This is a genomic window from Siminovitchia sediminis (genome assembly GCF_042680885.1).
Lineage (GTDB): Bacteria > Bacillota > Bacilli > Bacillales > Bacillaceae_C > Siminovitchia > Siminovitchia sediminis.
Genome location: NZ_JBHUEO010000048.1, coordinates 23,197 through 49,485 on the forward strand (window position 1 = coordinate 23,197; position 26,289 = coordinate 49,485).

22 protein-coding genes are annotated in these 26,289 nt (G+C 43.2%); 4 read left to right on the plus strand and 18 right to left on the minus strand.

Annotated features, from left to right (window positions below; translation table 11 throughout):
* Nucleotides 1-336 precede the first annotated feature (336 nt).
* The 13 genes from ACFSCZ_RS14310 to ACFSCZ_RS14370 all read right to left on the minus strand — a co-directional run bounded on the left by ACFSCZ_RS14310 (nt 337) and on the right by ACFSCZ_RS14370 (nt 17,804).
* Entirely contained in the window at nt 337-2,460 is a 2,124-nt protein-coding gene (locus tag ACFSCZ_RS14310) for a hydantoinase/oxoprolinase family protein (RefSeq protein WP_380774760.1), read from the minus strand.
* Nucleotides 2,457-4,250, minus strand: a complete 1,794-nt coding sequence (locus tag ACFSCZ_RS14315; RefSeq protein WP_380774762.1) for a hydantoinase B/oxoprolinase family protein — start codon at nt 4,248-4,250, stop codon at nt 2,457-2,459. Before ACFSCZ_RS14315 ends, ACFSCZ_RS14310 begins: the two co-directional genes overlap by 4 nt.
* Nucleotides 4,251-4,328: 78 nt before the next feature.
* Nucleotides 4,329-5,810 (minus strand): NCS1 family transporter, encoded by a 1,482-nt coding sequence (locus ACFSCZ_RS14320; RefSeq protein ID WP_380774763.1) that lies wholly within the window; start codon nt 5,808-5,810, stop codon nt 4,329-4,331.
* Nucleotides 5,811-5,971: 161 nt separating this feature from the next.
* Nucleotides 5,972-7,441: an alpha-ketoglutaric semialdehyde dehydrogenase GucD gene (gene gucD / locus ACFSCZ_RS14325; protein WP_380774765.1), complete on the minus strand. Its 1,470-nt coding sequence runs from the start codon at nt 7,439-7,441 to the stop codon at nt 5,972-5,974.
* Between the two features lie 78 nt (nt 7,442-7,519).
* Entirely contained in the window at nt 7,520-8,854 is a 1,335-nt protein-coding gene (locus tag ACFSCZ_RS14330; RefSeq protein WP_380774784.1) for an aminotransferase family protein, read from the minus strand.
* A gap of 403 nt (nt 8,855-9,257) precedes the next feature.
* Nucleotides 9,258-10,658, minus strand: coding sequence for an amidase (locus tag ACFSCZ_RS14335; protein WP_380774766.1), 1,401 nt, complete (start codon nt 10,656-10,658; stop codon nt 9,258-9,260).
* Nucleotides 10,659-10,699: 41 nt separating this feature from the next.
* The gene (locus tag ACFSCZ_RS14340; protein ID WP_380774767.1) at nt 10,700-11,473 is read right to left on the minus strand and encodes an SDR family NAD(P)-dependent oxidoreductase; all 774 of its coding nucleotides are present in this window, start codon (nt 11,471-11,473) and stop codon (nt 10,700-10,702) included.
* A 44-nt stretch (nt 11,474-11,517) separates the two neighbouring features.
* The gene (locus tag ACFSCZ_RS14345; RefSeq protein WP_380774768.1) at nt 11,518-12,222 is read right to left on the minus strand and encodes a FadR/GntR family transcriptional regulator; all 705 of its coding nucleotides are present in this window, start codon (nt 12,220-12,222) and stop codon (nt 11,518-11,520) included.
* 37 nt (nt 12,223-12,259) lie between these two features.
* Nucleotides 12,260-13,009, minus strand: coding sequence for an SDR family NAD(P)-dependent oxidoreductase (locus ACFSCZ_RS14350; protein WP_380774769.1), 750 nt, complete (start codon nt 13,007-13,009; stop codon nt 12,260-12,262).
* Nucleotides 13,010-13,208: 199 nt separating this feature from the next.
* Nucleotides 13,209-14,690 carry an NCS1 family transporter gene (locus ACFSCZ_RS14355; protein WP_380774770.1) on the minus strand — a complete coding sequence of 494 codons (1,482 nt, stop codon included), beginning with the start codon at nt 14,688-14,690 and terminating at the stop codon, nt 13,209-13,211.
* Between the two features lie 86 nt (nt 14,691-14,776).
* Nucleotides 14,777-15,733: a cyclase family protein gene (locus tag ACFSCZ_RS14360; RefSeq protein WP_380774771.1), complete on the minus strand. Its 957-nt coding sequence runs from the start codon at nt 15,731-15,733 to the stop codon at nt 14,777-14,779.
* Between the two features lie 225 nt (nt 15,734-15,958).
* Nucleotides 15,959-16,969: a transketolase family protein gene (locus ACFSCZ_RS14365; RefSeq protein ID WP_380774772.1), complete on the minus strand. Its 1,011-nt coding sequence runs from the start codon at nt 16,967-16,969 to the stop codon at nt 15,959-15,961.
* On the minus strand, nt 16,953-17,804 hold the full coding sequence (locus ACFSCZ_RS14370) for a transketolase (protein WP_380774773.1): 852 nt from the start codon (nt 17,802-17,804) through the stop codon (nt 16,953-16,955). Before ACFSCZ_RS14370 ends, ACFSCZ_RS14365 begins: the two co-directional genes overlap by 17 nt.
* Nucleotides 17,805-18,711: 907 nt before the next feature.
* On the opposite strand from ACFSCZ_RS14370, the gene ACFSCZ_RS14375 reads away from it, so the two are divergent.
* From ACFSCZ_RS14375 to ACFSCZ_RS14385, 3 genes are all read left to right on the plus strand, one after another.
* Nucleotides 18,712-19,404, plus strand: a complete 693-nt coding sequence (locus ACFSCZ_RS14375; RefSeq protein WP_380774774.1) for a hypothetical protein — start codon at nt 18,712-18,714, stop codon at nt 19,402-19,404.
* Nucleotides 19,405-19,668: 264 nt separating this feature from the next.
* Nucleotides 19,669-20,070 (plus strand): hypothetical protein, encoded by a 402-nt coding sequence (locus ACFSCZ_RS14380; RefSeq protein ID WP_380774776.1) that lies wholly within the window; start codon nt 19,669-19,671, stop codon nt 20,068-20,070.
* A gap of 89 nt (nt 20,071-20,159) precedes the next feature.
* A complete protein-coding gene (locus tag ACFSCZ_RS14385; RefSeq protein ID WP_380774777.1) occupies nt 20,160-20,783 on the plus strand; it encodes a hypothetical protein in 624 nt (207 codons plus the stop codon).
* A gap of 473 nt (nt 20,784-21,256) precedes the next feature.
* Here ACFSCZ_RS14385 and ACFSCZ_RS14390 read toward each other — a convergent pair whose 3' ends face one another.
* Genes ACFSCZ_RS14390 through ACFSCZ_RS14405 form a run of 4 tightly spaced genes read right to left on the minus strand, consistent with a single transcriptional unit; the run spans nt 21,257 to nt 23,726 of the window.
* Entirely contained in the window at nt 21,257-21,853 is a 597-nt protein-coding gene (locus ACFSCZ_RS14390; RefSeq protein ID WP_380774786.1) for an alpha/beta fold hydrolase, read from the minus strand.
* Between the two features lie 36 nt (nt 21,854-21,889).
* Complete coding sequence (locus ACFSCZ_RS14395) at nt 21,890-22,219, minus strand: alpha/beta fold hydrolase (RefSeq protein WP_380774778.1); 330 nt, start codon at nt 22,217-22,219, stop codon at nt 21,890-21,892.
* Complete coding sequence (locus ACFSCZ_RS14400; protein ID WP_380774779.1) at nt 22,219-23,082, minus strand: CPBP family intramembrane glutamic endopeptidase; 864 nt, start codon at nt 23,080-23,082, stop codon at nt 22,219-22,221. The genes ACFSCZ_RS14395 and ACFSCZ_RS14400 overlap by 1 nt, the downstream gene beginning before the upstream one ends.
* Before the next feature lie 29 nt (nt 23,083-23,111).
* Complete coding sequence (locus ACFSCZ_RS14405) at nt 23,112-23,726, minus strand: TetR/AcrR family transcriptional regulator (protein WP_380774780.1); 615 nt, start codon at nt 23,724-23,726, stop codon at nt 23,112-23,114.
* Between the two features lie 471 nt (nt 23,727-24,197).
* Here ACFSCZ_RS14405 and ACFSCZ_RS14410 point away from each other — a divergent pair, with 471 nt between their 5' ends.
* Nucleotides 24,198-24,761: a Uma2 family endonuclease gene (locus ACFSCZ_RS14410; protein ID WP_380774781.1), complete on the plus strand. Its 564-nt coding sequence runs from the start codon at nt 24,198-24,200 to the stop codon at nt 24,759-24,761.
* A gap of 519 nt (nt 24,762-25,280) precedes the next feature.
* On the opposite strand, the gene ACFSCZ_RS14415 is transcribed toward ACFSCZ_RS14410, so the two are convergent.
* Entirely contained in the window at nt 25,281-25,379 is a 99-nt protein-coding gene (locus ACFSCZ_RS14415) for a putative holin-like toxin (RefSeq protein WP_380774782.1), read from the minus strand.
* Nucleotides 25,380-26,289: the final 910 nt, after the last annotated feature.

The following is a 26,289-nucleotide window of genomic DNA, read 5'->3' on the forward strand; positions in this document are numbered from 1 at the left end:
CCATTTACTTGAACAAAATAGGAGTGTTCCCATTTTGTTCGCCCACAAACATTTTACTCATACCCCTATTTACGAGTTTTTTTGAGGCAGAATCGAGTTCCAAACAAAAAACATTCCAAGCGAGAATTTGGTGTAAAACTTTTATAATTAAAATGGTAACAAAACAGGACGGCTCCGTATCCAAAACAACTGGTGTAAGCTAAGAGTTTTATAGAAGAACACCTACAACTGAGACATAGTACTTAGCCACACTGTTGTTTATAAAAGAACATAGCAGGCACTAGAAATTATTTCAATTGTACCTGCTATGTTTCGTTGGCTTCATCAACATCATATTTAATTGCTGATAAATTCTTCCTCTTTCACATCGATTGCATCCTCAGCTTGTCTCAGGTCAACAATATAGTTTCCGTATTTGGACACCATGGCCGCTTCGCCCGGGAATACGACAAGGTTGGTAGTCGGTTCTTCAATAATAGCAGGACCATCGACTTTGTTTCCTGCCTTCAAGCGCTCACCATCATACACCTTTGTCTCTACCAGGCCGCCCTGTTCCTTGAAATAAGCTTGGCGGGTACCTTTTAAGCTTCCTGCAGCCGGCTCTGGCCCGGCAAGCTCCTGAGCTTTAAGGCTGATGGAGGATGTAACTCCCTTAACCCTCAATTTCCAGACTACGCACTCCACATACTGCCCCGGCTCCTTCGAACCCAATACCTGGTCATGCATTTCGTGGAAATCTTCTACTAGGGCATTTACGCTATCCCTGTTGTCAAAGGACGAACTCTGTAAAGAGAACGAGAGCTCCTGTTCCTGAAATGGATACCTGGCTTCCGCCAAATATTCAAACTCCCGCTGTTCTTCAGGGATACCTACCTTATCTAAAAACTCATCTGCTTCTTTTTTCAATTCTGCCAGCACAGCGTTTACGCCGTCATAGTCAAAATCATTTGTCGCAGTCAAGTAGCTCCTTTGGAACTCTCGAACTACATCTGCCACCGCTCCGCCGAATGCGCTCAATGTTGCGGCTGTTTTTGGGATAATAATCTCTCGAGCCCCCAACTGAGAAACAATTGGCAAAATGTGAATACCGACGGCTCCTCCGCCTGCCACAAACACATACTCTTTCGGGTCGATCCCTTCCCATACCGTTACATCGCGGATTGCTTCTGCCATCTTGGCTGTCGCCGTGTTCCAAACCGTATGAGCTGCTTCCATCACACCCACTCCAAGCGGATCGGCAATGTCATTTTTAATAGCTTTTTCTGCCAATTCCCGGTTGAGCTTCATGCGTCCGCCCAGGAAGTAGTTTTCATCCAGATATCCTAGTACCAGGGCTGCGTCTGTCACTGTCGCGCGCTCGCCTCCACGCATATAGCAGGCGGGACCAGGTTCGGACCCGGCACCTTCCGGACCGATGCGGATCAGGCCGCCCCCATCTACCCAAGTAATGCTTCCGCCGCCGGCGCCAATTGTCTTAACGTCCACCTTAGGTATACTCAACTTCTCATGACCAATTTTTGCATTGTTTGTCACAATGATTTCACCGTCGGTAATCCGACCAATATCAAAACTCGTTCCTCCCATGTCACAAGTAATGACATTATCCTTGCCCAGTTCCTGCATGGCATAGAACTTCCCGGAAATCGGTGCCAATGCAGGCCCGGAGTCGATGCTGTAGATCGGCTGCTCTACCATATCTTCGGGAAGGATCAAGCCACCGGATGTAGTAAAGAGGTATGGTTCCTTCTTATATCCAATTTCCCCCAAGCTCTCCTGAAACATTCCCACATAGCGGGTGTTCAGAGGTTTTAAAGAGGCATCGATAACCGTACTCACCGTCCTGCGGTACTCCCGGATTCTCGGGTTCACCACATGGCTCAGCGTGCAACTTTCCAGTTCAGGCCATTCCTCTTCAATGATTTCCTTCACCCGTAGCTCATGTGCTGGGTTGACGAACGACCAAAGCAATGAAACGGCGATTACTTCCACACCATATTCTTTGAATTGCCGGACTGCTTTCCGCACCTCATCTTCATTCAGAGGGGTGATGATCTCACCTTCTGCACTCATCCTTTCCGTGACCGGCAAAGTCAAGTACCGTGGAACATATGGCTCAGGATAATCCAAGTACCATTCAAACGGATTCTCCTTCCCGCCTTCACGGAACAACAGGACATCCCGGTGACCTTGGGTACAGAGCAGGCCTACCTTGGCTGTTTTCCCTTCGATCAGAGCGTTGGTCGACACCGTTGATCCGTGCCCGAAAAACTCGCATTTCCCCATAAACTCATGCAGGGGTTCGCCGTAATATTCTGCGGCAAGTTTCAGGCCTTCGATGACTCCTGACACCAGCTTTTTCGGTGTTGTTGGTGATTTAAAGATGTTGGTTTCTCCTGTTCCGTCAACAACTGCAACGTCTGTAAATGTACCCCCGATATCTGTAGAAATCCTGTATGTCATTGCACAACACCACTTTCTTTTAGTTTTTCTCGAAGCGCTTCAGTGGATGGATAATCGACACTATAATGTTCAGAATCCGTACGGATGACAACTCCATAAATATCGCGTGCCTTTTTAGCGGATATCCAGCCTTCCCTCACGCGGTGGCGGACCATCTCAGGGTCTCTTTCCAGCGGGTCGCCATATCCCGCCCCCGAACTGATCTCCGATACCAGTGCCTCACCCGGCTTCAAATCAAGCTGATTAAAAGTCGGCAGCTCCTTTTCCGCCGCAGGTCCCTCTTCCAGCTTAAACAAAGCTGCGTTTGCCGGTGAACCGCTATGCCCCTTCAAGGCGCCGCGAGGCGGATTGTCCTTGCCATCACACACATAAATGAACGTAACCTCGTCCTCCGTAGGCGTCATGACCACCCTTGTCGCCGGGGCGCCATCCCATTTTCCAGCACCGCCTGAATCCTGGATGATTTCCTGCTCCAGATAGCGGATCGGGTATTTCTGCTCCAGCATTTCAATGGAGTTCCATTCCATCAAGCCGGCATTAGCGATTGCATACATCAGATAACCGTCGTGCCCATGAACTCCCATCCCGCCAGTGACCCCTGTGAACAATTGTGTGACATATGGGCGGTCATACCGGGAGTCATACCCGGAGATGACCGACATGGACGGCGGCTGGTTCAATGATCCTTCCGCCATGCCCAGACCTTCCTTAAGACCGTTAAAGATTGTCTGCACCGCCAAGATCGCACGGTCCGCCACATTGGTCGTCGCCACCGACGAGGAATATGGCAAGCTGGCCTTTCCGACTACTCCGGTTTCCCTCATCTTTACAACAATCCGTTTCAGAGCACCTTCACACAATGGAACATCTGCCCCCAGATAGTTCAGCACCCCAGTACGCCCGGAAGATAAGACCGTGGCTTCGCACAGATTCAGCCCGCATGCCACCGGATCATCATTGTCTGTATAATCCACGATGACCTGCCCCTCTTCAGGATCTATGGTTACAGTGACATTGACACGTATGCCATCAGGAACAATGCCAGGCAGTGGATCATGGGTGGAATAGTTCGTCCAGGTGCCAGCCGGCAGCTTTTTTATTTCTTCAATCATTCTTTTTTCTCCGTACTCATGCCATTCACGGCAGAATGCTTTGATGGTTTCCTTTCCGTATTTGTCAATCAACTTTGCAAGCTCACGTTCCCCGATCCGGGCCGCCCCGATCATTCCAAGATAGTCGCCGTACCAGACATCTGGCACACGGATCCTCATTTTTGCCATTCTCACGATGTCTTCGACATCCTGATACTCATCCTGGATTTTGACGCATGGAAAACATAGAGCACCCTCTTCGTAGATATCCTTTGCCGGGGCATGGTAGGTCGTGGGCACACTATTGCCGATGTCCGCTTGGTGACCTCTGACAGTGCACAGAAACATTAGCTCATCCTCATAGAATACCGGGACAATAATGGTATGGTCTGCCATGTGGGTGTTGCCATGATAAGGCGAGTTGTTCAGGTACGCATCCCCCGGCTTTAAACGGTCCCCGTGAAAATCAAAGACTGACTTGGCTGTCAGACTCATGTTTGCCACATGGACAGGAAAGCCGTTAGGCAACGCAATTACGTCCCCCGAACCGTCACAGATAGCAGTGGAGAAGTCGCGCGCACTGCTCATGATGCTTGAACGGGCGCTGCGCTGTAGCGTATAGGTCATTTGTTTGGAAATGTTGTTTACCTTGCTTGAAATAATTGCAAGCAAGTCGGGTGAAAGTCGTTTTTCTGTCATTCCAGTTCCTCCTTTTTATGCATGCATAACAGCTAGAGTCAATCTTTTTAACACTTGCCAATGTTACAGTTCTGTTGCCTACATCACTTTATCCAGGGATGCCTCCGCAGTCTTGACGGAAACCACTTCATTGGACTGCTCATCCAATACCCAGTCCCTGCCGTCTGTTGTACCCAGATATTTGTCAGGGTACTGCTCTTCAATTTCAGCCTGCCTGTACTTCTTGAACCACCAGTATTTAGCCAGAATGTAGTAGACAACGAGACTTGCCGCAAACCCAACCAGGAAGGCATAGGAGCTGAAGATGGTGGCCATCCCCACCCCGGCTACCAGTGCGAAGAGTCCCGCAAGGTTCCAGCCTTTCGCATAAGAGAACTGCCCGTCCTTTTTATATAGGTCCGTGACATTCATGCGGCGCTTGCGAAGAATATAGTAATCCGCCACCACTACCCCGACAATTGCTGAGTAGACCGAGCTCATCACATTCAGAAAATCCGTAAGGGCTTCCATCAATGCCCACGGCTGGATGACAGAACCGATAATTCCCGTGATGACCACGCCGCCCGCATAGCTGACCTTCGGGAATATGTCAGAGAAGACAACCGCCGGTGTTAGCAGGTTGGATGCCGCATTTGTGGACCACTGGGCAAATACTACCAGCACGAGCATTACCAAAAGCACCATTCCTGTGGAAATGCTTTGGATCGCTTCGACCGGGTTCCAGTTGTTCAACGCAATCATCGATACACCGCCAATTACGATCATGGCTGACTGCGTAAGCGGCAGGGCTACCATATGCCCCATCAGCGTATTTTGGTTACGCTTCCACCATCTCTTCTCAAATTGCGCTGTCCGCACATGCCTCGTCAGGTTCTGGGAATCCGAGGCGGCGGTAGACCAAAACGCCATATTGACGAAGAACAGGACAATGAAGGTATTCCAAACAAAGCCAGTTGTACCTTCTGAACCAAGGACGGTATTCCAGACATTGATCCCGTCTGCACTTGCAATCCCTTCCAGGCGGATATATAAGTATATGGAAATGATAATAATGGAAGGAGCTGCAATGTTCGCGAACCTTTCCACCGCCTTAAAGCCGAAGGCTGTATTGAGAACTTGCACGGCCGCAAAAACTACGTACCAGAACAGCCAGCTGTCAAAGCCTGTAAAATACATAAAGATGTAGTTGATTGCCAGCGCTCCAAAGTACGTTTGGATCCCAAACCAGAAGGATCCCAGCACCGCGCGGATCAGAGTCGGGAGATGGGTCCCGAATACACCGAACGGGGCGCGCATGTACACCGGGAACGTCAGCCCGTGCTCAATCCCGATGTCTCCTGTGACAGAGATAAAGAATCCCAAAGCCAGATTAGCCAGAAAACAGGCCAGAAGCACCCAGCCCAGATGCATCGTCTGAACCCCGTCGCCCCCAAGGGCGAACGTGGCAATGATTACCGCCATACCTACCCAAACAAAGAAATAGCCCAGCGGGCCGACATTTCGGCTGGCATAAGGGATCGGCAGGTTGTCTTTTGACAATAGTCGATTCTGATTGTTCATGTACTTCACCTCACCATAAAAGTAGAATAATATTCTTTTGCTAATTTGTTTTATAGAAAGAAAGAGCGTCATACCAGCCATTGAAATTTTCAAATAGGTATACAACTTTCCAATCTCAGAGCTGCTATGATCATTCTTTCACTTTTTTACATACTCTGTTTTTAGGTTCTTTTAATGAATACTGTTTTGATGGCTGTAAAGAATTCTTTTGCTGCTTCCCCTTGTTCTCTGGCCCCTGAACTGGAGGCCTTCATTCCTCCAAATGGAGATTGGTATTCAACCCCGGCACTTTCAGCGTTTATCCTTACAAGGCCAGTCTCTATTTCCTCCATAAAATCCATTATCGTGTTCAGGTCGGAAGTGAAAATGGATGCGCTTAATCCATATTTTGTGTTGTTGGCCATTTCGATGGCTTCTTCCAAGCCAGAAGCTTTGATCAACGCAATCACTGGTCCGAAAATTTCTTCTTGGGCAATCCTCATATCCAGAGTAACGTTTTCAAAGATTCCCGGCGTAATATAAAAGCCGTTATCATATTCGCCGCCTTGTAATACCTCTCCGCCCATTAAGAGGGTAGCTCCTTCTTCTTTTCCTATTTGAATGTATTCATTGACTGTATTAAATTGGCTTTCACTTGCACAAGGCCCCATCCAAATGCCCTCATTCAATCCGTTGCCAACTGTTATTTTCTTCGTTGCCTCCATCAGCTTCTTTTTGAAATCTTCGTAAATTCCCTCTTCTACAATCACTCGGCTTGTGGCCGTACATTTTTGACCCGTAGAACGGAAAGCTCCATTTATAACAGCTTCTAGAGCAAGATCCAAGTTGGCATCTTTTGCAATGATGACCGGATTTTTCCCCCCTAATTCCAGCTGGAATTTGACTCCACGTTCCGCTGCTGACTTGGCTACAATTTTTCCGACGTTTTCAGAACCAGTAAAGGTAATTCCATTTAAAAGAGGATGATCAATTAACTTCTGTCCAATAACAGACCCTGATCCAGTAACAAAGTTAATGACTCCCTCAGGAAATCCTGCTTCTACAAAACATTGAAAAACCTTTGCAGTAGTTACAGCTGTCTCCGTAGCCGGTTTTAAGACGATTGTATTTCCATAAACCAATGCAGGAGCGATTTTCCATACTGGAATTGCTACCGGGAAGTTCCATGGAGTAATGACCCCAACTACTCCGAGAGGAGTTCGCCTTGTAATCAAAAGAGCATCCGTATCTGATGACGGAATTACATCTCCTTCTTTCCGTAAGCCTTCATTTGCATAGAATCTAAGGACATCCACACCACGCATGACCTCTCCTTTGGCCTCCGGCAATGTTTTGCCCATTTCGCGGGTCATCGTTTTTCCAATGTCATCAACTTTTGCTTCTAATAGATCAGCGACCTTAAAAAGAAGTTTACCTCGCGCTACCTGGCCCATTCTTCGCCATGCTTTTTTCGCTTTATCTGCTGCTTCAACAGCGTTGTTTAAATCTTCTTCAGAAGAACTTTGCACATAGCCTACAATATCTTCCGTATTAGCCGGACTTACCGTCTTTATTAAGTTCCCAGTCGAAGATTCCACCCACTTGTTATTAATAAAATTCTTATATGTAACTGCTTCCATTAAAGTTTGCATTAGCTCTTCACTCCTTCGTTATGAGAATGGATATCTTGGGAAGGCTTCACTTACTTGCCAAGATGCAATCTGTTAAATTTAATCAATGTTTTTTTCCACAACTGAGAGTACATCATGAAGTATGTTAATCATTTTATTAATTTCATATTTATTAATATTTATAGGCGGTGCAAAGATCAGGGTATCCGCACCTTCATATATTACACCACGGTGGATAAGTCCACGTTCCAATGACTCCGCTACAATCTTAGGAGACAACGGTTCCGCAAATCTTTCATTTCCTTCCCTGAAAATTTCAATTGCTCCCATCAAACCTAAAGCTCTAACTTCTCCAACAATGTCATGCTCTTGTTGAAGCCACTTAAAACCAGCCAGCATTTCTTCTCCCATGGCTTTTGAGTTTGCGACCAGGTCTTCCCGTTCTATGATCTCAATATTCTTCAAGGCTACAGCGCAGGCTGTCGGATGACCACTGTACGTATACCCGTGCATAAATAACCCATCAGACAAATCGATCAGATCTTGATGAATTTTCTCTGATATAATTACGCCGCCAAGCGCCGCATACCCACTGGTAATCCCTTTTGCCACAGACATAATATCAGGAATAATTCCGAACTGCTCGACACCGAAGAAAGTTCCAGTTCTTCCAAAACCAGTAATTACTTCATCGGCGATAAATAAAATGTCATTCTCCTCACAAATACTTTTTATTTCTTTGAAATAATCTTTTGGAGGAAAATGTACGCCTCCTGTTCCTTGGACCGGCTCAGAAATAAATGCTGCGATGGTATCTGCACCCTCCGTCTCAATAAAAGCTCGAAAAGCTTCCGGGGAACTTTCCACATAATAGAAATCCGGAGCAAGAGAAGTAGTGAAATCTCTAAATGGCTTCAGCCCCGTTGCACTGGTAGCTCCCATGGCAACTCCGTGATAAGATTTCTTGCGGGAAACAACTTTTTTCTTATCAGGCTGCCCCTTTAATTTCCAATAATGGCGAACAAGCTTGAATGCGGTATCATTTGACTCCGATCCTCCAGATGTAAAAAAGACCGTGTTTAATCCTTCTGGAGTAATGTCAGCTATTTTCTTTGCCAATTGTATAGCTGGTTCATGGCTAAATGTAGCGAAAGCAGAGCTGAAAGCAAGCTTGGACATTTGTTCTGCTGCCACTTCTCCTAATTCTTTTCTACCGTGGCCCACATTTACATTCCACAATGAAGATAGGCCATCAATAAATTTCTTTCCATGGATATCCTTTAAATATATACCTTCACCCTCTGTAAAAATCAGAGCGGGTCCTTCTTCCTGCTGTTGCTTGATTGACGAAGTGGGATGCAAGAAATGTTTTTTATCCCATTCCGCTAATTTGTGATCATCAACCTGTAATCCCTTTATTTCTTCTGTAATTATTTCAGTCAACCCTATTCCTCCCTTTTTAGCCAAATGAAATCTCCAAATTATTTCACTATTAAGTATTGCAATAATCATGCCAAAGTTTAAATACACATAATTTGCTGTCTCGTCTGTATTTACTGATAACAGATAATGCTTTTTTGCATTATTCTAAGGCATTTTCCCATTCCCGCGACTAGGTAAGAGAGGCGGCAGCATTTTAGACACCACAGAAAAGCAACGGACATTTATCGCATTATGTAAGGCATACCTGATAACCTCATGCAGCATTGCGACAGCTAATATCGTTGCCTTGAGCACATTCTGGATTAATTCTTTTGCAGATGGAGCCTAAAGCTAGCAAATCATTCTTAAAAAGAAAAATGCACATCCCCATTCAAATGGTAAATGTGCCTTGTAATTATCTCTGTAAATTTATTTCCTGTTCCAATACAGCGGCAAATCGGTACATATTGGCTTCATCAAAAGGTTTTCCGACTAGTTGGATACCGAGAGGGAGGCCTTCTATGGATTTCCCGCTCGGGACAGTTATACTGGGAAGCCCGGTCAAGTTAAAAGGTCCAGTATACCTGTTTAACATAAAACTAATATGAATAGAGGAACCTTTTAACTTAGTTTCCCTTTGGCCTATATTAACAGGCAGAATTGGAACTGTTGGTATTAATAGAACTTCCACTTCTTTAAAGAGCTTTTCAAAGGCTCTAATCGCTTTTCTTTTTATTAGTTGAGCCAGAATATAATCCTTTGCATACATTTCCTTTGCCTTCAATAAGCGTGTTCTTACCTCTTCATCCCATAAGCCAGCATTCCCGTTCAGACGATGTTCATGGAGAGTATAAGCCTCGCTTGACAATATTGTTCTGAAAGCTGCTAAGACTTCTTCCATATCTGGCAGGTCTACTGTTTTTATAACAGCTTTTTCTTCTTTATATATATCTATGGCTTGCTGATAATTTCTTTCCACCTGCGGGTCTCCTCCACTGAAGAAGTCTCCCGAAGGAATGCCAATTATATTTCCTTCCACTCCCGCCTCTATAAGCGATGTATAATCATCCAGAGGCTCCTTGGCCGAATATGGATCTTGGTCATCAAAGCCAGCCAATACGTTCATTAATAAAGCGTTGTCACGAACAGACCTTGTCATAGGCCCTACATGATCCAAGGTCCAACACAGAGGGAATACCCCAAAATTACTTACCCTTCCAAATGTCGGCTTCATTCCAACCAGCCCGTTATAGGATGATGGAATCCGAATAGATCCGCCTGTGTCGGTGCCAAGGGCAGCATAGCATAAGGAGGCCGCCACTGCTGCTCCGGATCCGCTGCTAGAGCCGCCGGAAATCTTGTTTAAATTGTGAGGATTTTTAACAGGACCTGCAAATGAACGGTCTCCCGTTGTCCCATAGGCAAATTCATGCATATTTAATTTTCCAAGTATAACGGCACCAGCCTCTTTTAATTTTCTCGCCACAGTAGCGTCACGGTCGGGAAGATAGTCCTTATATATGGCTGATCCCTTTGTTGTAGGGATTCCTTGAGTATCTATATTATCCTTTATTGCCATAGGCACACCATGCAAAGGTCCTTTATTGTTTCCTTGTTTCATTTCTATTTCCGCCTGTTCTGCCTGTGCCATGGCTTCATCGGCTGTAACTGTAATGTACGAATTTGTATCATCCATTGAGATCCTTTCTAGGATCATGCGCGTCACTTCAGTAGGTGTTATTTCCTTTGTTTGATAAGCGTTTCCTAATGCGGAAATATCCCCATTCAGAAAATCCTTCTCCAATATTTTGTTCACTATATCCCCCCATTTGTATACAACCAATTACGAGCACTACATTACCAGGTCATGTATCCGCCATCGGCAGGAATGACCGATCCAGTCGTGTAGCCAGATGCGTCAGATGCCAATAATACAGCCAGACCAGCAATTTCAGAAGGATCTCCTATTTTTTTTAGAGGAATCAAATTCTCTATCTGTTCTACGGCAATTTTGTCTTCCATAAGCTCTTTCGTCATATTAGTTTTCATATATCCAGGGGCTATGGAATTCACCCGAATGTTATGCTCTGCCCATTCTGATGCCAATGATTTTGTCATCATATGTATTCCGGCTTTTGAGGTATTGTACGCACAATGAGGTTCTTTATTTGCTATAAAACTTGAGATAGAAGCTGTATTGATTATGGAACCTTTCTCCCGCTTAATCATCTCTTTTCCTACATATTTGGACATGAGGAACACGCTGTTCAAATTCACCTTCATCACGGACTCCCACTCATGTAAAGACATTTCCTCAAACTTTCCCTTTTTCTGCATGATTCCTGCATTATTGACTAACACATCAATCTTGCCAAACTGCTCCATTGTTTTGTTCACCAGTTGTATCACTTGTTCTTCATCGGAAACATCTACGGGAACAGCCAATACCTTTGCACCATTTAGATTTATTTCCTCAGCAGCTTCCAATGCCTGATCTTCCCGAATATCCGCAATCACCACATTGGAACCAAATTGCGCCAATGCCCTGGCAATTTCTTTACCTAACCCACTGCCCCCTCCTGTGACAATAGAAGTTTTATTCGATAAATCAAATTTCTTTTTGTAGTCCATGTGAAGTCCTCCCATCGAATGGTTCTGACATAATGAATAAGATATTAGGGATACTGCCGGTAAAACTTGATTGTATTTTCCACATGTTCATTTAACAATTCTCTTGCAAGCTCTGAATTTCGGTCAGCAATCGAATTATAGATATCTCGGTGTTCTTTTATAAATCTTTCTACTTTGTTGAACTGTATGAGCCTTCTCCTTGTTTCTTCAAGTGTCTCAAGATACTTATCCGAAATAAGGTGGAGTAAATCTACCAGCATTTTATTTTGGCTTGACCGGGCAATTGTAAGATGAAATTCTAAATCTTCATCAGCTCCAAGTTCCCCATTGCCAACAGCAGTTTCTAACCTGACCAGTGCTGTATGCATCTCAACCAGATCCTGCTCACTTGCTTTTTTGGCGGCTAAATATGCCGCTTGGCCTTCCAATCCCTGCCGGACTTCGGATAATTGAATAAAACCAGCGTCACTCCTTATTAAAATCCTTTTCATATTTTCAAGCAGTTTTTCTTTATGATCTTTCTTCAAAAATGTACCGATCCCTGGTTTCACTTCAATCACGTTTGTCGTTTGCAAAATTCTCATGGCTTCACGAATCACGCTTCTTGAAGTAGAAAGCTGTTCTGATAATTCCCTTTCAGGCGGAAGCCGGTCTCCGGGCCTAATAAGTCCCGATTCTATGGAATCAATAATTTGTTCAATCACCAATTCATAGGCATGAGTTTTTTTGATAGGACGAAGCTTCATCATGCATTCCCTCCTGCTATCAGTTTCAACTGCATTCTGCTTATAGCATCACATCTCCTGAATTTGGACCGAGTGTCTGCCCCGTATAAATATTTCCGTCAGGGTCAGATGCCAGAAGCATGACAGTCGGAACAACTTCCTCTATCTGCCCAAAACGCTGCAGGGGCAATTCAGCCAACTTCTTCTGCTTCCATTCCTCGTCGTATCCTGCAAGCATGGCTGTTTCAATTGGTCCAGGAGCAACACTGTTTGCTGTTATTCCGTATTGTCCAAGTTCAAGCGCTATTGATTTTGTAAAAGCTATAACTCCAGCTTTTGAAGCCGTATAATGACTAACCCCAATACCTCCCTTTTGTCCTAGTTGCGAAGCAAAGTTTATGATTCTACCAGATTTTCGGGAAATCATATGCGGCACCGTATATTTCGTGGTCAAGAATACACTCTTCAGATTTATGTCCAGCATCCTATCCCAGTCACTTTCCTCAAGATCCTGAACAAGCCCCTGTTGGCTTATACCAGCCACATTTACCAGGATATCAATGCGATCCAGGGCACCGATTGTTTGTTCAATAAATTGTTTAACATAATTTCCATTAGTCAAGTCACCTTCGGAAAAGAAAACCTTTGCTCCAGATGCTTCAAGCTCAGAGGCAAGCTCACTAGCTTTTGCATCTTCTCCATAATAATTAAAAGAAATGTTTGCACCCTCTTTAGCAAATGCAAGAGCTACTGCTCTTCCTATACCTTGCCCCGCACCGGAGACAACTGCTGTTTTTCCTTTAAGTTTCACTTTGAATCACTCCTCAGTTTCTCAGAACCATCGTTTACATTAAAAGGTGCTTTGTTGGATATGCCGCTTATCAGGCAACCAAAAAGCACCTTTGATTTATTACTATTCACTCAAGAACAGCGACACCCGTAAAATTTATTTATATGTCGATAGATCAGTCAGCACGAAATCATAACTCTGTGTACCTTTCTACACTCTCCTATATTACTTTATCCATCGATGCACCGGCAGTTTTGACGGAAACCACTTCATTGGACTGCTCATCCAGCACCCAGTCCCTGCCGTCTGTTGTACCCAGATATTTGTCCGGATGCTGCTCCTCAATTTCTGCCTGTTTATACTTTTTGAACCACCAATATTTGGCCAGAAAGTAGTAGACAACTAGACTTGCCGCAAACCCAACCAAGAAGGCATAGGAGCTGAAGATGGCGGCCATCCCCACGCCAGCCACCAGGGCAAAGAGTCCAGCAAGGTTCCAGCCTTTCGCATAAGAGAACTGCCCGTCCTTTTTATATAGGTCCGTGACATTTATCCGGCGTTTGCGCAGAATATAGTAATCCGCTACTACCACGCCAACAATCGCTGAATACACGGAGCTCATGACATTCAGGAATTCCGTAAGGGCCTCCATCAATGCCCATGGCTGGATGACAGAGCCGAGGATCCCGGTGATAACCACCCCTCCGGCATAGCTGACCTTTGGGAAGATGTCCGAGAAGACAATCGCTGGTGTCAGCAGGTTGGATGCAGCGTTCGTGGACCACTGGGCAAACACTACGAGCACCAGCATAACCAAGAGCACCATCCCAGTCGAAATGCTTTGGATGGCTTCTACCGGGTTCCAGTTATTCACTGCAATCATCGATACACCGCCGATGATGATCATCGCTGACTGAGTCAGTGGCAAGGCCACCATGTGCCCCATTAGCGCATTTTGATTTCGCTTCCACCATCTCTTTTCAAACCGTGTTGTTCTCACGTGCCTGGTCAGATTTTGGGAGTCCGAGGCGGCAGTGGACCAGAACGCCATGTTAATGAAGAACAGTACAATAAAGGTATTCCAGACAAATCCAGTTGTTCCTTCTGAACCAAGGACGGTATTCCAGACATTGATCCCATCTGCTGTTGCGATTCCTTCCAGGCGGATGTACAAGTAAATAGAAATGATAATAATGGAAGGCGCTGCAATGTTCGCAAACCTTTCCACCGCTTTAAACCCAAAGGCTGTATTGATTACCTGCACCGCCGCAAAGACCACGTACCAGAACAGCCAGCTGTCAAAGCCTGTGAAGTACATAAAGATGTAGTTGATTGCCAGCGCTCCAAAGTACGTTTGTATACCAAACCAAAAGGATCCCAGCACCGCGCGGATCAGCGTCGGGAGATGGGTCCCGAATACTCCAAATGGGGCACGCATGTACACCGGGAACGTCAGCCCGTGCTCAATCCCGATGTCGCCCGTGGCAGAGATAAAGAATCCCAGAGCCAGGTTGGCCAGAAAACAGGCCAGAAGTACCCAGCCGAGGTTCATTGTTTGAACCCCGTCGCCGCCAAGTGCGAATGTTGCAATGATGACAGCCAGACCCACCCAGACAAAGAAGTAGCCCAAGGGACCGACGTTCCGCTTGGCAAAAGGGATTGGAAGGTTGTTTTTTGACAATAATTGGTTATTTGTGTTCATCCTGTTCTCACCTCGGATCTCCATTATTTAAAATTGCGGCTTTTTAAAAAACTCGTGAATTATTATCTTTTAAAAAGGCAGATCTTTTATTTCTTCATTGGAAATACAATTGGCTGGATCGGCGCTCCGGTTGCACCTTTGAGAGGCATCGCCCGGCCGATAAAGCCCATTTCATATATTTCTTCCCGAGCCAGGTCTTCCAGCCACAACAATTCCAGAATAGGAATCCCCACTTCCGAGAACAGATACGTATGTACAGGGAAATAGTTGTGCTCTTCCGCTGATGGCGCATGTTCCAGTGCAATATTATCTGCCCCGATGATCATTGCTCCCATACTTGCAAGAAATTCTGCCCCTTCCACATTTAGTCCAGGAGAATTGTTTGTATATTTATCCCTATCCGGCCATACAGTCATCCGACCCGTTCTGATCATTACAATGTCTCCCTGCTCAATAAGAACTCCTTGTCTGGCCATAGTTTCCTGCAAATCCGCTGCTCCAATTGCATAGGAATCAGGAAGCATATCCACTCCCTTGGCAGCTGCCACGTCCAACATTACCGCCCGCGCAACGATATGCGGGAACTTCTCTGGACCACATTTATTCCAATGTCTGCTTCCGAGATGTTCTTTCTCATTAAACCCGTTCCAAATTTCCCCTCTGTATCCGAAGTGATTGAACGTATCAATATGTGTACCACAATGCGTATACATGGAAATAGCATCACCGGAGTAACTGATCAGCTCTTTTCCTTCCTGCGTTGCGGCCATTAGGTCATCATTCTCGTTCCCTGTAGGGGTATGCGTCATCCAAATCTGGTAGGGTGGGTCTCCAGCAGCAGTCCAGGAAGGCATCCCGATGAAATAATCAACAGTCAAATCAAATGACCTCGTGTGATCAATTGAATTCATCACTTTTGCCCGGGATTCATCCGTTATTAAGTTTAATCTGCCAATTTCATCCTCCGGTCCCCAAGGGCTTTCTCCCACTTTCAACTGACGGCGCCTTGAAGCAATTTCTGGTGTTAAAACAAATTCACACATTTTCATTCCCCCAATAATTTATATATTTTCATAAAAGCTTCCACAAAACAGCAAACGCTTTCAACCAACTGGACTCTATACCCTATGATGGCATGGTGGTCTGACCACATATCCAAATGCATAGGAGCATCTTTTTAACCCCCTTGAAATTTAATTTTCAAATAATATCTACCATTCTACTAGTTAATATCTATTCTGACAATATAGTATTTATTTATTTTTATATTATTTGAAGAATTCCTTAACTTTATTAGCTACTCCTTTTGCATCTAACTGATAGTGTTTATATAAATCTTTTGGCGGGCCAATGAGAGCATATTCATCATACACGCCATGGCGGCCGAATTTACATGTCAGTCCGTTATCCGCAAGTATTTCTGCAACACAACTGCCAATCCCGCCGATCACAGAGTGTTCCTCAACGGTCATAATCCTCCCTGTTTCTTTCACCGCCTGTTTCACAGCATCCTCATCAAAAGGCTTAATCGTGTGCATATCCAACACTTGCACACTGATCCCTTCTTCTTTCAATTGGTCAGCGGCGTCAACTGATGCAGCCAATGTCAATCCATTCGTTATGATTGTCATATCGTTTCCTTCTCTTACTTTTATGGCTTTTCCTACTTTAAATTCCGGAATACCATCTTCATATACAAGCGGTTCTCTTCCACGCCCTAATCTAAAGTAGATCGGACCATCGTAATCGACTGTTGATTCCAGTGCAGCCCGAATTTGCGTTCTATCACTTGGACAGATAATTGTCATATCAGCCATAGACCTCAAAATGGATAAATCCTCCAAAGCATGGTGGGAGGTTCCATAGAATCCCATGGTCATCCCGGCATGGTGGGCCAGAATCCGTACAGGCAATTTCGGGTAAGCAACTGAAGTCCGGATTTGTTCACAGCATAACAATGCCAAAAATGAAGCAAAGGAAGCAACGTATGGCTTTTTGCCGGTAGTTGCCAATCCGGCTGCAGCAGCCACCATATTCTGTTCAGAGATTCCAAAGTTGAAAAACTTATTCGGATGAACTTTAGCAAAATCTGACATTCGGTTGGAAAACATTAGGTCTGCTGTTAACACAATGACGTCGTCTCTATCCTGAGCAATGTCAGCCAATACTTCACCGCTTACGGCTTCCTCTCCTAATCGCGCATTAATACTGATATTCCACGAGCCAGGGTGAAGGTTGTTGTCAAATGCTTCGTGTGCCTCTTTATTTATTACTTGCATGTAATATCTCCTCCTCTACCCGTTTCCGATCTGCTTCGGATAAGTATCCCAAATGCCAGTCATTATTTAACTCCATACCTTTCACACCTTTTCCTTTAAGTGTATGGGCAATTATTACGGTTGGCTTTTCATTTTTATGTTCTTCTACGTGTTGGAACGTCTCCAATAGAGATTTGATATCATGCCCGTCCACTTCATACGTATTCCAGCCGAATGCCTTGAACTTTTCATCAATAGGATTAACAGGCATAATGTCTTCAGTAAAGCCATCCAATGACATCTGATTACGGTCCACAATAGCAATCAGGTTGGATAATTTGAAATTTCCTGCAGACATGGCGGCCTCCCAGATCTGTCCTTCGTTCAGTTCCCCATCACCGAGCATACAGTACACCTTAAAGTCACGGTCATCTATCCTTCCGCCCAAAGCCATTCCGACTGAAACTGAAAGCCCGTGTCCAAGGGAACCTGAACTGAAATCAATTCCAGGCACCTTTCTCATGTCAGGATGGTCACCGAGTGGACTTCCCACACGTGTATAGGAATCCAGCCACTCTTTTGGAAAATATCCTAATTCTGCGAGCACTGGATAAAGTCCTATTGCAGCATGGCCTTTACTAAGAACAAACCTGTCCCGGTCTGTCCAATCCGGATTATTTGGATCTATGTTCAGTATCCGATAATATAATGCAGAAAAAACTTCCGCACAAGAAAAAACACTTGTGTAATGGCCGCTTTTTGCAATATCCACTAAACGTACTGTCTCAAGTCTAATAAACTTTGCTCTGTCATACAGGAAATCCAACGTGTCCTTTTCAATGATTTCAGTTTTCATCACAACCTCCACATACAAATAAATTAGCTCACATATGAACTCCTTGTGAACTTAGCCTTTATACTAATTGATTTGGAATAATATTTCAATAATATTTATTAAATTAAAAATAGACTAAATATATATAGATTAGGAGGACGGCAGCAAATACTTAAGCTGTTAAATACTTAGCAATGTAAAAAGCACGATAATAGAGTTAATTTATAAATATTTACAGCCCAATAATCGCAAAAAAATGAATAATAAAAACAAAATGGCAGGACAAGGATAATCCCGCCATCATTTTGCCTCTTTTTCGATCTAAAGAACTCCTAAGCATAGTTCATATTCCAATCTAATTGTTAATTACAGCTGTACCTTTACGTGAAAAGGAGTATGAATAGAGAGGAAGTAGCGGCTTCCCACCCGCTACGCAACTGTATCCTCTTCATTTTTTACATTAAAGCTAGAAAATTATAACCTAACAAAATTGATTTAGAGGTTCCTCTTAACATCCCCAAAATGTTGATCAATGTGGACAATTGAAAAATATAATATCGGGATCTTGCTGACAGCCCCCTGCCAAATCACAGATTTTGGCAGGGGTTTCTCTGTGGCTTTTTCTTGATTTAAAAAAGTTAATTTAAAGCAAACTCCTTTATACGGTTGCTCTATCCTTAGCATCTTCATTATTTGGTAAAAGATATGTTTCACGGGCTTGATTTTCCAATATGGTTCATTAGGGTGCGAAGGCAGCGGCAAAGCAACCCTTGAATGTTCCAGCAACACACGTAAAATGTGATCTGTCACACCAAGGGCAATCAGCTCATTTTAGGAAAGGCATTTACACAAAGGTCAATTGTCCAATCAAATTATATTTGCCTTGAATTAATTATAGTATGACAAAGACACGGAAGGGGAGAGTGAAATGGGAAAAGAAAAACAATTTATATTTTATGACGACCCGTACGATGCAGACATCGGGGATTGTTCATGCTTTCTGGAAAGGGCAGATCTGTGTGACTGCGATTTAATGGCTGGAGATAAATGTAAATGTGATAAATGGGAAAGAGACAGATGTTCATGCAATAAAAAGAAAAGAGATAAAGGGAAATGTGACTTTAAGAAGTCCCGATTATTTTGCACTTCAAATAACCATGATGTGGTTTTAGAAGATTTAACTGATTTTCAATTTAAAGTCACTGTAGCCACCCTGGATATATGCCAAGAAAATTGCTCAACTGTCGAACATGATATATGTGGGGTATTGCACTCACTTGTAGCAGCTGCTAACAACCCTCAGCCTATAACAGCAGCAACAAATTTACAGTTCCGGATTATTGATGAATTCGGAAGGGAAGTTTGCCAGCATCAAGTCAGTTTTAACTTTGATGTTACACCACCAAATGATGCAGTAACAGACAAACCTTACATTTTGAATCTTCCATTTTGTATTTCTTGTTGCGATCGACCTCGAGCATGTGACTCTAAAGTGACCTATCGACTTCAGGTCGATTCATTAGATCTAGCTCCTGGAGCGAATTTAAGAATACCGGTCATTAGGGATGTGGCTTGGTCAGCCATAGTGTGGGAGGATGGCCGGAAAGGGTCAAGAAAATAAGTCAAAAACCAGCAAAACAGGGCCTATCTTGGATTCATTTACTTTGTGGAAGGGTGAGAGTGAAATGAGTAAACAAAATAGATATATATTTTACGAGCATCGCGACCCGTACGATGGCCATTGCAGATGTCATATCAACAATGCCGATTCATGCAGCTGCGATTTAAGGAGAAAAGACAGAGATAAATGTGATTTCAAGAAATCGCAATTATTTTGTACCTCTGATAATGATGATTTGTTTTGGAAGGAGATACTCAGCTGCAATTGCGAAGGCAAGTTGCTGCATTAGAAGTATGCCACGATGATTGTTCACCTGTTCTTCATAAGATATGCGGGGTCATACACACGCTAATAGAACCGGTGCCCGCCCCTCAGCCTCGTACACAAACATTTAATGTAGATTTCCGGATTGTTGATGAATTTGGAAGAGAAGTTTGTCAACAGCAAGTCAGTTATGCTTTTACTATTACACCACCCGATATAGCTGTAACAGACATACCATCCGTTATAAATCTTCCATTTTGCATTAAATGCTGTGATCGAAATCATCAATGTGATCGTACATTGATCTACCGTCTTTTGGTAGATGGATTGGAGGCGTCTACTTCCCCTTTCCGGGTTATTCGGGATGTTACTTGGACAGCGATCACGTGGGAGAATGGTTAAGATATTGACATGAATGACGGATGAAGGATATCCGCTAACTACTTTTCAATTATGTTGGATATAACCATGATATGAAAGGGTGAAATTCAATGGGGGAACCAAAGAATTTTATTTTTTACGAACATGAAGACACGTACGATTCAAATGCAAATAAGTGTACCTGCGGATCAAGAAACAGAGATACGTGCAGGTGCGATGTAAGGAAAAAAGATAGGGATAAATGTAATTATAAAAAGTCACGATTATTTTGTACCACAAGTAACGAGAAAGTTGTTATAGAGTCTGAAACCCAGTTCCAATTGCGACTCACACTTGCTGAATTGGAAGTTTGCAACGAAGGCTGTTCACCTGTTCTTCATGATATATGTGGGGTTTTACACTCACTTATATTACCGGTAGATACTCCGGAACCTGTAACACCAGCGGTAAATCTGCAATTTCGTATCATTGATGAATTTGGCAGGGAAGTTTGTCAGCGCCATATCAGTTTTGCTTTTGATATTACACCCCCAAGAGATGCAAATGGTACAGACCCACTATTTATAAATCTTCCTTTTTGCATTAAATGCTGTGATCTACCGCGGTCATGTGATCCTAAAACGACCTATCGCCTTCAAGTAGATTCATTGGATCAACCTCCGGAATTACTCACAGTAGTTATTCGGGATGCCACCTGGACAGCGATCGTGTGGGAGGATGATGAGGAAAAATGAAATGGAAGGGCTGGCTTTCGAATGGCCTTCCACCCAATGTTGTTTATTCAAAGGGAACCTGGAAGTACTCAGCTTCCCCATCCAATCAACAGGTACCTTTAAATGAAAAGCAGGGATGAATATAAAAGATTATGAGTATGCAATGAAAAAAAGGATACCATAGCCCACTGGCATTCCGAGTATACAACTGGACTGCATGAAGTACAGGGCCTGAGCAAGAAATAATTCCCCTGCTCGACCAAAATCAGGGAGAATTATTTCCTTTTTTTGTGCTGAAAAAACCACCCTTTACTATCATTTAACTAAACCCACGAATCATCTTAAACATTCTACTCGGCTGCCTCCATGGATAATATTTTTTTCCCATACAGCACTTGGATTTCTCCAGCATCCGGCCGGCCTGCCCATAAACGTACGATATACCAGAACAGGCTCAAGGGTTCCTTCTATAGAAAGACGAAGCTCCAGAAATCCTATTCGGCTTTTTTTATGATCTCCATAATACTGTCAATCACAACCTTCGGCTGATCATGATGGATGTAATGGCCAGAGTCTTCAACGATTTTTCTTTGGCTGTTTGTGGATAAGGTAAGTAAATCATTTTGTGCTTCCTGCCAGTCCTTGTGTTCTTTTTCTTCAGCCCGAGAGGAGAGAATCATCATTGGAATATCCCCTAAGCCTTCTTGCTGAACAATCTCCAGCTGCTTTTCATCGGTGGAAGCCATGAATTTGATTTCGCTTTGCTGGTCCTGATTATAAAAATGACGATATAAAAACTCCTTTGATCGATCATCTGACATCACTGCATCTGGAACAGGCAGCATGCCGAGATCCTCCATCACCCTCATCACACCCCATTTCCTTAACAACTCCTGGATCCATAGAGTGGATTCTGTTACTTCAGGACTTTTACCGATAAGAGAGGAGTCTAGCAAGACCACTCCTGCCACTTGATCAGGGTACTGGTGGGCAAATAATTGCATGTTGAATCCTCCAAAAGAATGGCCAACAAGGATAAACGGTCCTTTTTCACCAGAAGCTTCCAATAGGGTATGGAGGTCCTTTACGATTTGCTCGCTGGTACGGTGATTATTGGCTTCCTCACTCTAACCATAGCCCGCCCGATCATAGGAAATCACCCTTGTCACTTTAGCCAGTTCAGGCTGGACATATCTCCAATCCGAGACAGAGGAAGGCGTGCCGGATCCGGATTCTAATAGAATCGTGGGGAGATCTGTTTGTTTTCCCGTCGCATACATATGGAGTTGGTAATCTCCGACATCCACCAATTTTCCAACAGGCCCATATGTAGAACTGGAGCTGGATAAAATAGCGTGATATATAAATATGCCTGCAAAAACCAGTAAAAAAAGAATGGCCGCTGCTGATAGCGCTTGAAGGCTCTTTTTTCGTTTTGACTTAAACTCTAACTCCATCACAAACCACCCCCGTTCAGTACTTTAGGCTTTGATACCTGCATTGGACTTCCCGGCTTTTTTGTAAAGTAATAAGTGATCAACATGGATATCACACTATACGCCAAGAAAGTTAGCCAAAAAAATACATCTGCATGTTGATTTAGGGATTCAGAAATATTCATCGTTTTTATGACGAAAAGATTCATTGTACAGTTCCAAATAAAATGCCAAACAATCGGTGTCCAAAGGTTTTTTGTACGATAGTACATGTATCCCATGATGAACCCCATGACTCCTGACAAGATGATATAGAGGAGGCTGTTTGAAACCATGGCCCCGAATTCAATTCTGCCTGTTACGTAATCTTTTATGGTCCAGGGGATATGCCAGAGTCCAAATATGAAAGCTTGAATGAAGTTTGCCGCGAAAAAAGGCATTTTTCTATTCAATGTTTGTAACATTAATCCCCTGAATAATCCTTCTTCCATTAACGTATTGATCAAGTTCCCTGTAAATACGAAAAGAACAATGGTGATCAACGTATATTCATGATTAAAAGCGAAGGCAGGTTCCGCGTGATTGGATAAGAGAAAATAGAATTTTACACCGTAACACAAGACCAAAGCCAACAGAGCCTGCAAAACGGCCAACTTCAGACCCGCTTTGAGATTTATTTTGTTCAGGTGGATATCGCGTAATCCTCTTCCTGTGTAAGCCAGGAATAAGACAATGAGTAAAAAACCGGCGGACTTCGAAAAAATGATTTCACCAATCTTTTCATCCATCTTTAAAACAAATATATCTAATATACGAAAAAACAAACAGATCAGCAGTACATAAAAGACACCAGCAGTTGTGGAAAGGTGATTTTTTAATGTCATTCCTGTTCTCCTTAAAGTTAAATTTTGGTCTATTCAGCCTTCACTTTTAAAGCGGACTCCAATAATCTTTGTAATGCATCCAGCTGTCCTTCAACATCAACAGCCTCTTCCTCGAGAAATAAGGAACTGACATTTAACCCTTCTAATGTGGAGACGATCATTTTGCTTATCTCATGAACAGGGATCGCCGGATCAAATTCTCCGTTTTCAATCCCTGCCTGCAAAAGTCCAGCAAATTTTGCCGCTGCAGCTTTATATCGGTTTTCTAAGAATGGAATGCGGTGTTTTTCTCTCCAGGCAGTAACAAAATATTCATAGGAGACGGGGATCAGTGATTCGCGAATGTGTTGAAGCTCTTGTTTTTGATGATCAAAAAAGTGAACGAGTTGATCCCAAAACGAATCTGAATGACATATATTTATTTGTTCGTCATTGGCTTCGTACTCCAACTCCAATAATTGAAGAAAAATTTCTTCCGTATTGGAAAAGTACATATACAATCCACCGAAACTGATTCCTGCTTCTTCCTTAATGTCTTTCATGGTCGTGGGCTCAAACCCTTTACGCCGGAAAACTTTCTTAGCATGCAGGATGATTTCTTTTTTCTTTCGCTCTTTGTATTCATCGGATACTTTTGGTGCCATGATCATACTCCTTTATTTAATAAAACGAGAATTATCTCGCTTATTTTTATAATAACGAGATGAGTCTCGTTTTACAATACTTTTTTAAAAATTTTTTTAATGTCAAATTGAACTTTAAAGAGGAGGATGTATCAAATTAAAAAGGGATACCACATTTGATTGGTATCCTGTTGGACTGAACGAATTATTGCGAAGTATATCCTGCATCAATATGGAGGATATAAGCCGGATGCTTTGGATCGGGAAGTGACTTATGACCCTTACAAACATGAGATACAGTAGGCCGGATAGTCGTATCCTGCGTTTTTCCCAATATATGACGTGAAAGACTCCATCATCTATACGATGGGGGCTTCTCTCTCCTTATACCGATGATTATAAAAACGGACGCTTGATGTTGGCACACCTCCTCTTTTAAAGCGGTCTGAATTGCCATATAATGAAATTACGAATTAAAGGGCGGTGGTTTGAGTGAAAAATCCACAAGATCGGCACCTTACATTTGAGGAGTTTGAAGAACTTAGAAATCAATCCGAGGACAGATTGGAGTATGTCAATGGTGTGGTCTATATAACGCCATCCCCCAGCACGCAACACCAGCGGATCTCCATGAAATTATCAGCAAAACTGTTTAGTCTATTGGAAGGAACTGATTGTGTAGTCATTGCAGCACCTTATGACATAGAGCTAAGCGGGAATGAATCTGATGATGTCAAAATAGTTGTCATACCGGATTTATCTGTGATCTGCGACAAGAAAGGGTTCACCAAGCAAAAATACGTGGGAGTCCCCGATCTCATCATCGAAATACTCAGCCCTTCTCATCAAGCGCACGACTTAATATTTAAGACCAACCTTTATCAGGCAAACGGTGTAAAAGAATATTGGATTGTCAATCCGATTTTACATCATATTATGGTTTATACCTTGGATGACAGCAATCAATATCGTTTGGCCGCTAATGAAAAACAAGGAATGGTGAGGTCAAACATTATAGAGGGATTTGAAGTAGATGTCGAAAAAATGTTCGATTAGACAAAACGAGTGGCTCACGTAGTACCAATACGCGGGCCACTCTTTGCACAGGCTATGGTGGAGTCCAAATAGCCTTGGTTTATTTTACCCGGTAAAGACTTGTGCAAACATTTACATAAAAAAAGACGGCCACCTTTTTCTTACAAGCGGCCGCCCTTTAGATAGGGAGAATAGCTTTTGACTCTTGGTTGTTGTATTACCCGGACTTTTTACATTAAAACATCTTCTTTATTTTCTTTCGGATGCTACTGTGTACAAACATTCGTATTTGTCGCTCATAAAGAGAGATGAGGCTGAATAAATATAATGTTCCAGCCCTCAAATTCCAAATCTAATGAATAATTGCTATTGTTACTTTACATGAAAAGCGGGTATGAATATAATGAGGTTATAAGCATATAATAAAAAAGGGATACCAGCGCTCACTGGCATCCCGAGTATACAAACTGCCCTGCATGAAGTGCAGCGGCCCAATTCACAAGAAATAACTCTTCTCGCTCGGGCAAAAGCAAGGGAGAGTTATTTCTTTTTGTTTAGTGAAATAACTATGGCTAACACTGATACGATTAGGCTTGAGAACATGATCATCAAGACTATTGCTTCGTATACAGTTACCATCAGCGTCACCTCCCCTCACGAGGAAGTAGCCGCTGCCCACCCTGCTTATGCAGTTGTATACCCTTTTATTTTAACATGGATATCAGAAAATTAGGATATTCGAAAATCAATTAGCGGTAGCTCCTTCGCATCACCATTTCCGTTAGATGGCTAAAAACCTTAAGGGAATGCTATATGTTTATTTCCTTATTCCTTCACCTAAAAATTCCCCAACGAATCACCTTAAACACTCGACTCGGCTGTTTCTCTAACAACTCCAACGACAATCTCTGACGTACCTCCTCCCCGTGCAACACTTGATTCTTCCAGGATCCGGCTGGCCCGCTCATATACGTACGGTCATACCAAAATAGAATTATTGGGTTCATTCAATAGAAGGAGAAATTCCGGGAAATCTTATGCTGTTTTTTATGATCTCCATCATACTGCCAATCACAACCTTCGGCTGATCATGATGAATATAATTATAATGACGAGAGCCCTCAACTATTTTCTTTTCTCTTTGTAGATAATGTATATATACTCCAACCATTGCCCACACGATCATAAGAGATCACTTTGCACTTTAGCCAGTTCATTTAAAGAGGAGGTTATATAAGTTCAAAAAGAGATACCGAATACTTATTGGCATCCCTGAACAAGTAACGCGAAGTGTATCCCACATCAACATGGAGGATATGGAAAAGCCGGTCTCAAAAAACTATTAAATACATCATAAATTTTTTTTGACCCCCTATCGTACCCTGTTACAAATTCTGTTAAAATGTGGAGGTGGAATTTTATTGGTAATGTCAAAAGTTCTATGAAAACTCACTAGATTTCTATCAGTGGTTGGGTGGTTAACTCACGCAATCGCCCTTGACAAACACGCCAATGGTTTAGGTTGTGAATAACAAGGGCGAAGGGAACA

Coding starts and splice junctions, on each gene's coding strand:
- ACFSCZ_RS14310 (WP_380774760.1), bottom strand. CDS start 2,460: ATGACATACAGGATTTCTACAGATATCGGGGGTACATTTACAGACGTT.
- ACFSCZ_RS14315 (WP_380774762.1), bottom strand. CDS start 4,250: ATGACAGAAAAACGACTTTCACCCGACTTGCTTGCAATTATTTCAAGC.
- ACFSCZ_RS14320 (WP_380774763.1), bottom strand. CDS start 5,810: ATGAACAATCAGAATCGACTATTGTCAAAAGACAACCTGCCGATCCCT.
- gucD (WP_380774765.1), bottom strand. CDS start 7,441: ATGCAAACTTTAATGGAAGCAGTTACATATAAGAATTTTATTAATAAC.
- ACFSCZ_RS14340 (WP_380774767.1), bottom strand. CDS start 11,473: ATGGACTACAAAAAGAAATTTGATTTATCGAATAAAACTTCTATTGTC.
- ACFSCZ_RS14345 (WP_380774768.1), bottom strand. CDS start 12,222: ATGATGAAGCTTCGTCCTATCAAAAAAACTCATGCCTATGAATTGGTG.
- ACFSCZ_RS14355 (WP_380774770.1), bottom strand. CDS start 14,690: ATGAACACAAATAACCAATTATTGTCAAAAAACAACCTTCCAATCCCT.
- ACFSCZ_RS14360 (WP_380774771.1), bottom strand. CDS start 15,733: ATGTGTGAATTTGTTTTAACACCAGAAATTGCTTCAAGGCGCCGTCAG.
- ACFSCZ_RS14365 (WP_380774772.1), bottom strand. CDS start 16,969: ATGCAAGTAATAAATAAAGAGGCACACGAAGCATTTGACAACAACCTT.
- ACFSCZ_RS14370 (WP_380774773.1), bottom strand. CDS start 17,804: ATGAAAACTGAAATCATTGAAAAGGACACGTTGGATTTCCTGTATGAC.
- ACFSCZ_RS14375 (WP_380774774.1), top strand. CDS start 18,712: ATGGGAAAAGAAAAACAATTTATATTTTATGACGACCCGTACGATGCA.
- ACFSCZ_RS14385 (WP_380774777.1), top strand. CDS start 20,160: ATGGGGGAACCAAAGAATTTTATTTTTTACGAACATGAAGACACGTAC.
- ACFSCZ_RS14395 (WP_380774778.1), bottom strand. CDS start 22,219: ATGGAGTTAGAGTTTAAGTCAAAACGAAAAAAGAGCCTTCAAGCGCTA.
- ACFSCZ_RS14400 (WP_380774779.1), bottom strand. CDS start 23,082: ATGACATTAAAAAATCACCTTTCCACAACTGCTGGTGTCTTTTATGTA.
- ACFSCZ_RS14405 (WP_380774780.1), bottom strand. CDS start 23,726: ATGGCACCAAAAGTATCCGATGAATACAAAGAGCGAAAGAAAAAAGAA.
- ACFSCZ_RS14415 (WP_380774782.1), bottom strand. CDS start 25,379: ATGGTAACTGTATACGAAGCAATAGTCTTGATGATCATGTTCTCAAGC.